The following is a 12,020-nucleotide window of genomic DNA, read 5'->3' as shown; positions in this document are numbered from 1 at the left end:
CCTCGTGCGACGAGTGCTGGACAGGCTCACTGCGCGGCGATGTGACAAGGTAGGTGTGGTGATACCCAAGTTGATGGCGGTGAGCGACGTGCACGTCGGCCACCAAGGGAATCGGCCGGTCGTGGAGCAGATCCGGGCGGATTCGCCCGAGGATTGGCTGATCGTCGCGGGTGACGTGGGCGAGAAGGCCGAGGATATCCGCTGGGCGCTCGAACTGCTGCGCAGCCGGTTCGCGAAGGTCATCTGGGTGCCCGGCAACCACGAACTGTGGACGACGCCGAAGGATCCGGTGCAGTTGCACGGGGCCGCCCGCTACGACTACCTCGTCGCGATGTGCCGGGATCTGGATGTGGTGACCCCGGAGGACCCGTTCCCGGTGTGGTCGGGCGCGGGCGCGGAGGAATTCGGCTCGCCGGTGACCCTGGTGCCGATGTTCCTGCTCTACGACTACTCGTTCCTGCCCGAAGGCGCCCTCACCAAGGCCCAGGGTTTGGCGATCGCCCGCGAACGCAATGTGGTCGCGACCGATGAATTCCTGCTGTCGCCCGATCCGTATCTGACCCGCGATGCCTGGTGCCACGCCCGGGTCCAGGCGACCCAGCGCAAACTCGACGCCTTGCCCGCGGACACCCCGATCATCATGATCAATCACTTCCCGATGGTCCGCCAGCCCACCGACGTCCTGTGGTACCCGGAATTCGCGCTGTGGTGCGGCACCACGCTGACCGCGGACTGGCATACCAGCTACAACGTGGTCTGCTCGGTCTACGGCCACCTGCACATTCCGCGCACCTCCTACTACGACGGTGTCCGCTTCGAAGAGGTCTCCCTCGGCTATCCGCGCGAATGGCAACGTCGCGGACTGCCCGATCAGCTCCTGCGTCAGATCCTGCCCACCCCGGACTACCCGCCGGGTTCGCTGAACGCGTGGGGCGGCCATTTCAAGGTCACCCCGGAGATGGAGGCCGCGGCCTCGCAGATGCGCGAACGCGCCCAGCGCCGCCGCGGCGTCTGAGCTCTGCATTATGCTCGGGAGCGATGATCGAGAACATTCTGCCCAACGGGGTCGCCTCGGCCGAACTGTTGGCGTACCCGGAGGATCTGAAACCGCATCCTGCGGAAGAACATCTCATCGCCAAGTCGGTGGACAAACGCCGCCGGGATTTCATCGGCGCCAGGTATTGCGCGCGACAGGCGCTCGAGCAGTTGGGCGAGCCCGCCGTGGCGATCGGCAAAGGGGAGCGGGGGATGCCGCTGTTTCCGCGCGGCATCGTGGGCAGCCTGACCCACTGCGACGGATACCGGGCGGCGGCGCTGGCGCACAAACTGCGCTTCCGTTCCGTCGGCATCGACGCCGAGCCGCACGGGGCACTGCCCGAGGGCGTCCTGGATTCGGTGAGCCTGCCGCAGGAACGGGAATGGCTGGGAGCCACCTCCACCGGGCTGCACCTGGATCGGCTGCTGTTCTGCGCGAAGGAAGCCACCTACAAGGCGTGGTTCCCGCTGACGTTGCGCTGGCTCGGTTTCGAGGACGCGCACATCACCTTCACCGTCGACGACCTGTCCGACGACGGGGGCTCGGGCACCTTCCACAGCGCGTTGCTGATTCCGGGCCAGACCACCGACGGCGGGGTGCCGCTCACCTCGTTCGACGGGCGCTGGGTGATCGGCGACGGGCTGATCCTGACCGCGATCGTGCACGGCTGATGGCGCAGACCGCGCGCGACATCCTCGGCGGCCTGCTGATCGTCGACAAGGACGGCGGCTGGACCAGCCACGATGTCGTCGCGAAATCTCGAAGACTGTTGCACACCAAGAAGGTCGGGCACGCGGGCACACTCGATCCGATGGCCACCGGCGTGCTCGTCCTCGGCGTCGAGCGCGCGACCAAACTGCTCGGCCTGCTCACCCTGACGGCCAAGGCCTACACCGCCACCGTCCGTCTCGGGCAGGCCACCACCACCGACGACGCCGAGGGCGAGATCCTCGCCACCACCCCCGCCACGCACCTCGACGACACCGAGATCGCCGCGCGCACCGCCGAACTCACCGGTGACATCGAGCAGGTGCCCGCCACCGTCAGCGCGATCAAGGTCGACGGCGAACGCGCCTACGCGCGCCACCGCGCGGGCGAGGACGTGCGACTGGCCGCCCGCCCGGTCACCGTCTCCCGCTTCGACATCCTGGCCCGCCGCGACACCGGGGATTTCATCGACCTCGAAGTCGAGGTCGAATGCTCCTCCGGCACCTATGTGCGCGCGCTCGCCCGCGATCTCGGCGCCGCGCTCGGCGTGGGCGGTCACCTGACCGCATTGCGGCGCACCCGCGTCGGACCCTTCACCCTCGAACACGCCCGCACCCTGGACGAGCTGGCCGTGGCCGCCGAATCCGGCGCTCCGCTACTGAGTCTCGGCATCGATGACGCCGTCCGCACCGCCTTCCCGCATCGTTCGATCTCCGCCGCCGAGGCCGAATCCCTGCGTGACGGACGCTGGCTGGAACCCCTCGGCGTCAAGGGCGTGCACGCGGCACTCACCGAGGACGGCACCGCCATCGCGCTGCTCGAGGAGAAGGGTAAACGCGCGTCCTCGGTCATGGTCATCCGCCCCAGAGGGCTCATCGACTGACGACGTGGCTCTCGTTGCCGCATCGCGCGTTTCCGCGTTCGCGCGGCGCGTCCGCACCCGGTCGGATTCCGTACAGTGGTGCGTGGTCGGCCGCACGCACCGGGATATCGCGGCGACTGTGGGAGGCAGTGGCAATGAGCGAACATCCCGTCGACACGTTCGACCTGTGGGACCGCGACAACGACGGTCTGGTCTCCGTCGACGACATCGTCGCCGGTATCAGGACACTCGGCCGCGAGGTCGACGTCGACGCGGTCGAGCGCATGGTCGCCGCCGCCGACACCAACGGCGACTACCTGGTCTCCCGAGCGGAATTCGACGCCGCCGTCCTCGGTGGCCGCATCGAGGTGACCGACGCCGACGCCGCGTTCGAGGTATTCGACGTCAACGGCGACGGCAGGATCTCCGTCGACGAACTCGAATCCATGATCCGCCACGTCGGCGCGGGACTCATCGACGAACCGGCGCACGCGCTGCTCGCCGCCGCCGACCACGACGGTGACGGCTATCTCTCCCCGTCGGAATTCCGCGCGCTGCTCGACTTCCTCTCGCGCTGAACGGATTCCGGCGCGTCGACGCGCTCAGTCGGTCAGCCAGATGGCCTCGGCGGCGGGCCTGCCGAGATCGGTCGTGACTTCGGTGTTGCCGATGCGAATCGCGATGGTGCCCGCGAAATCTCGGCGTTCCACCACCGTGATGGCGGTGTCCAGGGCGATACCGACCGCGTCGAAATAGCGCAGCATGTCCGGATCGGAATCGGAGATGCGCGCGACCCGACCGGACTGGCCCGCCCGGAAATCGCTGAGCTGCTGGGCGGGCGGAGTCGGCACGGCGCCGTCGGCCGACGGAATCGGATCACCGTGCGGATCACGATCCGGATAGCCGAGTTTGGCGTCGATACGGGCCATCATCAGATCCGAGACCGCGTGTTCGAGCACCTCGGCCTCGTCGTGCACCTCGTCCCAGCGGTAACCGAGCTCGTTCACCAGGAAGGTCTCGAGCAGCCGGTGCCTGCGCACCATCGCGATCGCGGCATTGCGGCCCAGCTCGGTCAGCGTGATCGAGCCGTAGCGAGCGTGTTCGACCAAACCCTGATCCGCGAGTTTGCGCACGGCCTCCGACACCGTCGACGCCGAGACGCCGATCCGCTCGGCGAGCAACTTCGTCGACACCTTCTCCTGCGACCACTCCTGGGCGGTCCAGATCACCTTCAGATAGTCCTGGGCGACCGAGGTCAGCTCCTTGGCCACCGTCGCGGTGCCGCCGACGGGTTCCTCCCGCGCGGAGCTGTCCGTCAGCTCGCGGCGAGTGGCGATGTCTCGTTTACCGGGCACATATTCGAGCTTATGCACTGAACGGCGGTTTGACACACTACGACGCTCCCGCTCCCATCCTGAGCGAACCCCCGTTCACCAGCCGGAAACGGGAACGGGAACGTTCTGTGACATCCCGTACGCCCGAATGTCGTTCGCCCCGCGATCTCCGCAGGCTCTCACGCCCTGCGCGCACGGCACGGCGTGGGCTTCGGTCGGACCGCCCTCGGTGCTGTCTATTAGGCTGCGGACTGTGCAGAGATGGCGAAGTCTCGACGACGTGCCCGCGGACTGGGGCCGGTGTGTGCTCACGATCGGCGTATTCGACGGAGTGCATCGCGGCCACGCGCAGTTGATCAGCCGCGCGGTGAAGTCCGCGGCCGCGCGCGAGGTCCCCGTGGTGCTCATGACCTTCGATCCGCACCCCATGGAGGTGGTGCGCCCCGGTTCACATCCCGCGCAGCTGACCACACTCACCCGGCGGGCCGAACTGGCCCAGGAACTCGGCGTCGACGTGTTCTGCGTGATGCCGTTCACCCAGGACTTCATGAAACTGACCCCCGCCCGCTACGTCCACGACCTGCTGGTCGAACGACTGCACGTCACCGAAGTGGTGGTCGGCGACAACTTCACCTTCGGCAAGAAGGCCACGGGCACGGTCGAGACGATGCGTGAACTCGGCGAACGATTCGGCTTCGAGGTCGACGGTGTGAAACTGGTCGGCGAACACGCGGTGACGTTCTCCTCCACCTACATTCGCGCCTGCGTCGACGCGGGCGACATGTCCGCCGCCGCCGAAGCGCTCGGACGCCCGCACCGCGTCGAAGGCGTCGTCGTGCACGGCGACGGCCGCGGCAGACTGCTCGGCTTCCCTACCGCGAACGTGGCACCGCCCATGCACGCCGCCATCCCGGCCGACGGGGTCTACGCGGGATGGTTCACCGTCCTCGGGCCCGGACCGACCATCGGCACCGTCACGCCCGGCGAACGGGCGATGGCGGCCATCTCGGTCGGCACCAACCCCACCTTCTCCGGCCGGGCGCGCACCGTCGAGGCCTACGTCCTCGACGGCGAAGCCGACCTGTACGGCCAGCACGTCGCGGTGGATTTCGTGGAACACCTGCGCGGGATGCGCAAATTCGACTCGATGGAAGAACTCATCGAGGCGATGGGCCGCGACGTCCGGAACGCGCGCAAAGTCCTGTGACTGCCGCGCCACGGGCGACCCGATTCGGTCCCCCGATATCGCTCGGGTAGGCTGGCTCCTCGGGTTTGCTGCGGTCCGCGGTGGCGCCCTCCCGGAATTCCGGATATTCGAGCGCGGGACTGAAAAATAGGAGTGGATGCCGCATGGCGCTGACCACCGAGCAGAAATCGGCCATTCTCAAGGAATACGGCCTGCACGAGACGGACACCGGCTCTCCCGAGGCGCAGATCGCGATGCTGTCCAAGCGGATCTCGGACCTGACCGAGCACCTCAAGATCCACAAGCACGACCACCACACCCGCCACGGGCTGCTCGCGCTGATCGGCCGTCGCCGTCGGCTCTCGAAGTACCTGCAGGCCAAGGACATCGAGCGCTACCGCTCGCTGATCGAGCGCCTCGGGCTGAGGCGATAGGCGGCCGGGGCCGCGAACGGGGCGCTCGTAAGACTCGCGCCGTTCAGGGTCGCGTTTCGTAAGGATTTGCGCCGTTCGGAGGCGCTCGCAGGACTCGCGCCATTCGAGGGCGTTCGTAGGATTTGCGCCTGTGGGGAGGCGCTCGCTTCGGGGCGCGGGTTTGTTCTCGGGGGTTTTGCGGGGGTGGCGTCGAAATGATGATCAACACGCGATCGTCCGGGCGCTGGTAACACTGCCGACGGGGAGACGTACAATCTCCCCGTTGGCTTTTTCGTGTGTCGGGGTTGGATCGTCGTGGCGTTCGCGTGAACGCATGAGTGCCATGGCACGCCCCGGGCGCACGAACAACACAGCCGTACGCATCCGCCGCGTGGCGTCGGTCTTCGGTAGTGGCCCCTCGGTTGTCCCGACGGGCTTCGATCGATGACCGCCTCCGCGTCGCTAATTCCAAGGGGAATCGGCCGGGTGCGCGCGCCGCAGCCAGGTGGTTGCCGCGTGTCCGTATCCGGTACGGCTGACGACAGCCGGGTCGCATCCACGAGGGTGCGCTGTACCCGGCGAGACGAGAGGTTGAGAGCAGAGAATGACCGAAACAACTGAACGCAAGTCCACGGCCGTAGAGGTCGAGCCGGGTGTGTTCGAATCCGTCGCGCTGATCGACAACGGCAGCTACGGCACCCGCACCGTTCGTTTCGAGACCGGCCGTCTGGCCCGTCAGGCCGCTGGTTCGGTCGTCGCCTACCTGGACGACGAGACCATGCTGCTGTCCGCCACCACGGCGGGCAAACATCCCAAAGAGCAGTTCGACTTCTTCCCGCTGACCGTCGACGTCGAAGAGCGCATGTACGCCGCTGGCCGCATCCCGGGCTCGTTCTTCCGCCGCGAGGGCCGCCCCTCCACCGACGCGATCCTGACCTGCCGTCTGATCGACCGTCCGCTGCGCCCGTCCTTCGTCGACGGCCTGCGCAACGAGATCCAGGTCGTCGTCACGGTCATGAGCCTGGACCCCAACGACCTGTACGACGTGGTCGCGATCAACGCCGCGTCCGCCTCCACCCAGTTCGCGGGTCTGCCGTTCTCCGGTCCGGTCGGCGGCGTCCGCGTCGCGCTGATCCCCGACCAGAATGCGCACTCCGCAGGCTCCGCGCGCGGCGGCCAGTGGGTCGCGTTCCCGACCGTCGAGCAGCTCGACGGCGCGGTCTTCGACATGGTCGTCGCCGGTCGTGTAACCGAAACCGGTGATGTCGCGATCATGATGGTCGAGGCCGAGGCCACCGACAAGGTCATCGCGCTGATCGAGGACGGCGCGCAGGCGCCGACCGAGGCCGTCGTCGCCGAGGGACTCGAGGCGGCCAAGCCGTTCATCGCTCGGCTGTGCCGCGCGCAGGCCGACCTCGCCGAACTGGCCGCCAAGCCGACCGGTGAGTTCCCGCTGTTCCCGCCCTACGGCGCCGACGTGTTCGAAGCCGTGGAGGGCACCGCCAAGCGTGAGCTCAACGAAGCGCTGAGCATCGCCGACAAGCAGGCCCGCGAGGCGAAGACCGACGAGATCAAGCTCGACGTGCTCTCGCGTCTGGGCGACGATTTCGCCGGCCGCGAGAAGGAACTGGGCGCGGCGTTCCGCTCGGTCACCAAGAAGCTCGTGCGGCAGCGCATCCTCACCGACGGCTTCCGCATCGACGGCCGCGGACTGGCCGATATCCGCGCCCTGTCCGCCGAGGTCGCGGTGGTTCCACGGGCCCACGGTTCGGCGCTGTTCGAGCGTGGCGAGACCCAGATCCTCGGCGTCACCACCCTCGACATGGTGAAGATGGCGCAGCAGGTCGACTCGCTCGGCCCGGAGACCTCCAAGCGCTACATGCACCACTACAACTTCCCGCCGTACTCGACCGGTGAGACCGGCCGCGTCGGTTCGCCCAAGCGCCGCGAGATCGGCCACGGCGCGCTGGCCGAGCGTGCCCTGATGCCGGTGCTGCCGAGCCAGGAAGAATTCCCGTACGCCATCCGTCAGGTCTCGGAAGCGTTGAGCTCCAACGGTTCCACCTCGATGGGTTCGGTCTGCGCGTCGACCCTGTCGCTGCTGAACGCCGGTGTGCCGCTCAAGGCCCCGGTCGCCGGTATCGCGATGGGTCTGGTCTCCGACACCATCACCAACGAGAAGGGCGAGGACGAGGTCCGCTACGTGGCGCTGACCGACATACTCGGCGCCGAGGACGCCTTCGGTGACATGGACTTCAAGGTCGCGGGCACCCGTGACTTCGTCACCGCGTTGCAGCTCGACACCAAGCTGGACGGCATCCCCTCGCAGGTGCTGGCAGGCGCGCTGAGCCAGGCGCACGACGCGCGCACCACCATCCTGGACGTGATGGCCGAGGCCATCGCCACCCCGGACGAGATGAGCCCGTACGCGCCGCGCGTCACCGCGATCAAGATCCCGGTCGACAAGATCGGCGAGGTCATCGGCCCCAAGGGCAAGGTGATCAACCAGATCACCGAGGAGACCGGCGCCAACATCTCCATCGAGGACGACGGCACGGTCTTCGTCGGCGCGACCGACGGACTGAAGGCGCAGGCCGCGATCGACGCGATCAACGCCATCGCCAACCCGCAGCTGCCGAAGGTCGGCGAGCGTTTCCTGGGCACGGTCGTCAAGACCACCGCCTTCGGCGCGTTCGTCTCGCTGCTGCCGGGCCGCGACGGTCTGGTCCACATCTCCAAGCTCGGCAACGGCAAGCGCGTCGCCAAGGTCGAGGATGTGGTCAACGTCGGCGACAAGCTGCGCGTCGAGATCGCCGATATCGACAATCGCGGCAAGATCTCGCTGGTGCCGGTCGACGACAGCGCCGAAGAGCCCGCTTCCGCCGACACGGTTGATGCGGGCGTGGCGGGGACCGAGTAGTACTTGTCTCTGTGACGAAGAAGAAGACGGCAACCCCCCTGCTCCGCGACGAGCAGGGGGGTTCGTCACTCCAGTTGCACTCCGACGATTCCCTGCGCCCCGACGGCGCCGACACCGGCGTCCGTCGCACGGTGCTACCCGGTGGCCTGCGTGTGGTCACCGAACATGTGCCCGGTGTGCGTTCGGCCTCCATCGGGGTATGGGTCGGCGTCGGTTCGCGCGACGAGGGTCCCACCGTCGCGGGTGCCGCGCATTTCCTGGAACACCTGCTGTTCAAGGCGACCCCGACCCGATCGGCGCTCGATATAGCCGAAGCGATGGACGCGGTCGGCGGTGAACTCAACGCGTTCACCGCGAAGGAACAGACCTGCTACTACGCCCATGTCCTCGACGAGGATCTGCCGCTCGCGGTCGATCTGGTCTCCGACGTGGTGCTCAACGGACTGTGCCGCGCCTCCGATGTCGACGTGGAACGTCAGGTGGTGCTCGAGGAGATCGCCATGCGTGACGACGATCCGGAGGATCTGGTCGGCGACGCGTTCCTGTCGGCGCTGTTCGGCGATCATCCGATCGGGCGTCCGGTGATCGGCTCGGTCGAATCCATCGAATCGATGCACGCCGCGCAGTTGCGCTCCTTCCATCTGCGGCGCTACCGGCCGGACCGGATGGTCGTCGCGGTGGCGGGCAATGTCGAACACGACCACACCGTCGAACTGGTGCACCGGGCGTTCGAGAATCGGCTCGATCCGTCGGCCGAACCCGCGCGACGGCGTGAGGGCCGGTTCCGGCCGAACCGCGCACCGGAACTCGAGCGGAGCCATCGCGACAGCGAACAGGCGCACCTCGCCTTCGGCGTCCGGGCCTTCGGCAGGCACGAAGGGGAGCGGCGCTGGCCGTTGTCGGTACTGAACACCGTGGTCGGTGGCGGACTGAGTTCCCGTCTGTTCCAACGCATCCGGGAGGAGCGGGGGCTGGCGTACTCGGTGTATTCCAGCGTCGACACCTTCGCCGACACCGGGGCGTTCTCCGTCTACATCGGATGTCAGCCGGAGAACCTCGGCCAGGTCGCCTCGCTCGCTCGCGGTGTGCTGGAAGAGGTCGCCGCCGACGGCATCACCGATGCCGAATGCGCCCGTGCCAAGGGTTCGTTGCGCGGCGGATTGGTACTCGGCCTGGAGGATTCCGCCTCCAGGATGAACCGCATCGGCCGCAGTGAACTGAGCTACGGCAACCACCGCAGCGTCTCCGACACCCTGGCCCGTATCGACGCGGTGACGACCGACGAAGTGAGCGCGATCGCGAAAACCCTGCTCTCCCGGCCCTACGCGGCCTCGGTCGCCGGACCCTACCGGCGGACCCGCGAATTGCCCGCCTCGGTCAGGCGTCTGGTCGTCAGCTGATCCGCGACCGGACGCGGTGATCCGCGTCCGCGAACCCCGCTGGTCGACACCTCGACCGGCGGCGGGCCCGGGTTCGGCCTCGTCGGCGTCGATGACCACGTTGTGCGTTCGCCCGCTGCTGCGCGGACACGATGCCGGAGGCCGCACCGTTGCGTATCGCGGCGCGGTGCCCGCTTCCGCCCGGTGCGGTAGCGTTCCCGCAGGGGGTATGCAGCGAGATTCGACCGGGGGGATGACCATTCGGCAGACCGAGACCGTCGTGGCGCGGGCGCGGGCCGCCAGGGAGTTGGGGCGGCCCGAGCACGCGCGTGAATTGCTCGGAGCCGCGCTGGTGGAATCGCCGGACGATCCGATCCTGCTGGAGGAGATCGCCGATATCAGCTTCTCGCTGGATCGCTTCGAGGACGCGCTGCGCTACGCGGGTAGGGCGATCACGATGGCACCGCAGCGGTCGGGTCCGCACGTGACCGCCGCCCTGGCCTACGAGATCTTCGATCGCCACGACGACGCGCTACGGCATGCCAGGCTGGCCGCGCGACTCGAACTGGAGGATCCGAGCGCACTACTCGCGCTGGCCTTCGTGATCGTGACGGGGCCGTGGCGTCGGCGCACACGCGGCAAGTCCGAGGTGACGGCCGTGTTGGAGCGGGTGAGCGCACTCGCCCCCGACGACGCGGACACGCACGCGGCGGTCGCCGAGATCTACCAGCGTATGGCCCACGTGACCGCCACCCGCGAACACATCGACGCCGGACTGCGCGCCGATCCCACGCATGCCGATCTGCTGACCATGCGGGCCGAATTCGAACCGGGCAGGCGCGAGGCCGTCGCGACCCTGCGTGGGCTGCTCGCCACGCGCCCCGGGCACACCACCGCACGTCTGCGACTCGCCGCGATCACCTGGAAGGCCATGATGCGGTTGGCGTCGTGGCTGTGGTTCTTCACCGCCGCGGTGACCGTGGCGTCGCTGTGGATCGGGCCGGGTGGTCTGCGCTATGTGAGTGCACCCGCGTTCGCCGTCATCCCGATCGCCTGGTTCGGGGTCTTTCGCACACTGCGTAAACAGTTGCCACCCGGCTATCTGACGCGTCGACTGCGCCGGCCCGCGTCGGTTGCCGCGCTTCTGGTTCTCGTGTTCTCGGGTTCGCTCGCCGAAGTGGGCGTCGCCCTGCTGCGCCTGGATCGGACCGCCGCCGCCGTGCGCGGCGGTTACGTACTGCTCCTCGCGGCGGCATGCGGCGCGGGATTCGCGCACCTGCTGTTCTTCCTCACCTGGCTCGGTCGTCGCGGGGGTGATCGCGACGCCGCCGAAGCATCCGGCCACGCGGTCGTGAGTCTGGTCTTCGTGACGGGCGGCGCGATCGTCCTGCTCGGCGTGATCGCCGCCCTGCGGCACTGGTCGCGCCAGCCGACGGCGTTCTGGGTGCTGGTCGTCCTGGCGTGCGGTATCGCTCTCACGTTGCTGCTGGAGTCGGCGTTCGCCCTCTACCCGGATCTCCGTCCCGGCGCGCGGTGGATTCCGGTGCTCGTGGCCGCCGTCGCGGTGGCGGGAATGTGGTGGGGCGCGCATGAACTGGGGTCGGAGCCTTTCCGCAGTACGGAACGTCTGCCGCGGCCGACCGTTCCGCGATTCACCCCGAAGCCGCTGCCGACGATGCCCTCGTTCCGCGTCACCGTGCCGCCCGCGCCGCGGCCCACCGGTGACCGCTGACGCAGGTCGGGTCGGCTGCTGTCAGCGGCGAGGGGTGCCAGCGGGATAACCGTTCGACCCGGCATCGATCCGGTCGGCGTCGGCGCGGTTGGCCGCGTCCACGATGGGGGCGAGTACACCGGGGAGCGCTCGGTCGAGGTCTTCGGTGCGCAGCCGCTGGCAGGTCTGGCCGTCGATGAGCAGTCGTTCGATGACGCCCGCTTCGCGCAGGATCTTGAAATGGTGGGTCGCGGTCGATTTGTTGATGACCTCGTAGAGCGCGGCGCAGCGTACGGCGTCGCCCGCGTTGCTGAGTCGCCGCACCATCTCGAGCCGGACGGGATCCTGCAACGCGGCGAGAACGGTGGGGAGCGGCGCGACCGACGGAGCCTGTTCGTTAGCATCGCTCATGATCTACCTCACTCCGGGGTTTGATGAACTTCGAACCGGAGGTATGGTCGAATCCGGTTC

Annotated in this window: 11 protein-coding genes; 9 read left to right on the top strand and 2 right to left on the bottom strand. The window is 68.1% G+C overall.

Features of this window, described 5'->3' with window-relative positions; translation table 11 throughout:
* Positions 1–58 precede the first annotated feature (58 nt).
* From OG225_RS23980 to OG225_RS23965, 4 genes are all read left to right on the top strand, one after another.
* Positions 59–1,015, top strand: a complete 957-nt coding sequence (locus OG225_RS23980) for a metallophosphoesterase family protein (protein ID WP_405177361.1) — start codon at positions 59–61, stop codon at positions 1,013–1,015.
* A gap of 23 nt (positions 1,016–1,038) precedes the next feature.
* A complete protein-coding gene (npt, locus tag OG225_RS23975; RefSeq protein WP_405177360.1) occupies positions 1,039–1,707 on the top strand; it encodes a 4'-phosphopantetheinyl transferase Npt in 669 nt (222 codons plus the stop codon).
* Entirely contained in the window at positions 1,707–2,627 is a 921-nt protein-coding gene (truB, locus tag OG225_RS23970; protein ID WP_405177359.1) for a tRNA pseudouridine(55) synthase TruB, read from the top strand. Before npt ends, truB begins: the two co-directional genes overlap by 1 nt.
* A gap of 134 nt (positions 2,628–2,761) precedes the next feature.
* Entirely contained in the window at positions 2,762–3,184 is a 423-nt protein-coding gene (locus OG225_RS23965) for an EF-hand domain-containing protein (RefSeq protein WP_405177358.1), read from the top strand.
* A 24-nt stretch (positions 3,185–3,208) separates the two neighbouring features.
* Here the strand turns inward: OG225_RS23965 and OG225_RS23960 are convergent, their stop codons facing one another.
* Positions 3,209–3,877, bottom strand: a complete 669-nt coding sequence (locus tag OG225_RS23960; protein WP_405183354.1) for a metal-dependent transcriptional regulator — start codon at positions 3,875–3,877, stop codon at positions 3,209–3,211.
* Positions 3,878–4,193: 316 nt separating this feature from the next.
* On the opposite strand from OG225_RS23960, the gene OG225_RS23955 reads away from it, so the two are divergent.
* The 5 genes from OG225_RS23955 (at position 4,194) to OG225_RS23935 (ending at position 11,570) form a co-directional block, all read left to right on the top strand.
* Entirely contained in the window at positions 4,194–5,147 is a 954-nt protein-coding gene (locus OG225_RS23955; protein WP_405177357.1) for a bifunctional riboflavin kinase/FAD synthetase, read from the top strand.
* Between the two features lie 143 nt (positions 5,148–5,290).
* Positions 5,291–5,560, top strand: a complete 270-nt coding sequence (rpsO, locus tag OG225_RS23950) for a 30S ribosomal protein S15 (protein WP_216916250.1) — start codon at positions 5,291–5,293, stop codon at positions 5,558–5,560.
* A gap of 583 nt (positions 5,561–6,143) precedes the next feature.
* A complete protein-coding gene (locus OG225_RS23945; protein ID WP_405177356.1) occupies positions 6,144–8,459 on the top strand; it encodes a polyribonucleotide nucleotidyltransferase in 2,316 nt (771 codons plus the stop codon).
* A 74-nt stretch (positions 8,460–8,533) separates the two neighbouring features.
* On the top strand, positions 8,534–9,859 hold the full coding sequence (locus OG225_RS23940; protein WP_405183353.1) for a M16 family metallopeptidase: 1,326 nt from the start codon (positions 8,534–8,536) through the stop codon (positions 9,857–9,859).
* A 232-nt stretch (positions 9,860–10,091) separates the two neighbouring features.
* Positions 10,092–11,570 carry a hypothetical protein gene (locus OG225_RS23935; RefSeq protein WP_405177355.1) on the top strand — a complete coding sequence of 493 codons (1,479 nt, stop codon included), beginning with the start codon at positions 10,092–10,094 and terminating at the stop codon, positions 11,568–11,570.
* A 21-nt stretch (positions 11,571–11,591) separates the two neighbouring features.
* Here the strand turns inward: OG225_RS23935 and OG225_RS23930 are convergent, their stop codons facing one another.
* Positions 11,592–11,960: an ArsR/SmtB family transcription factor gene (locus OG225_RS23930; protein WP_405177354.1), complete on the bottom strand. Its 369-nt coding sequence runs from the start codon at positions 11,958–11,960 to the stop codon at positions 11,592–11,594.
* Positions 11,961–12,020: the final 60 nt, after the last annotated feature.

The organism is Nocardia sp. NBC_01377, from assembly GCF_045040005.1.
Lineage (GTDB): Bacteria > Actinomycetota > Actinomycetes > Mycobacteriales > Mycobacteriaceae > Nocardia > Nocardia noduli.
Note: the sequence above shows the minus strand (reverse complement) of the source record. Positions and strands in the feature narration are given on the sequence as shown.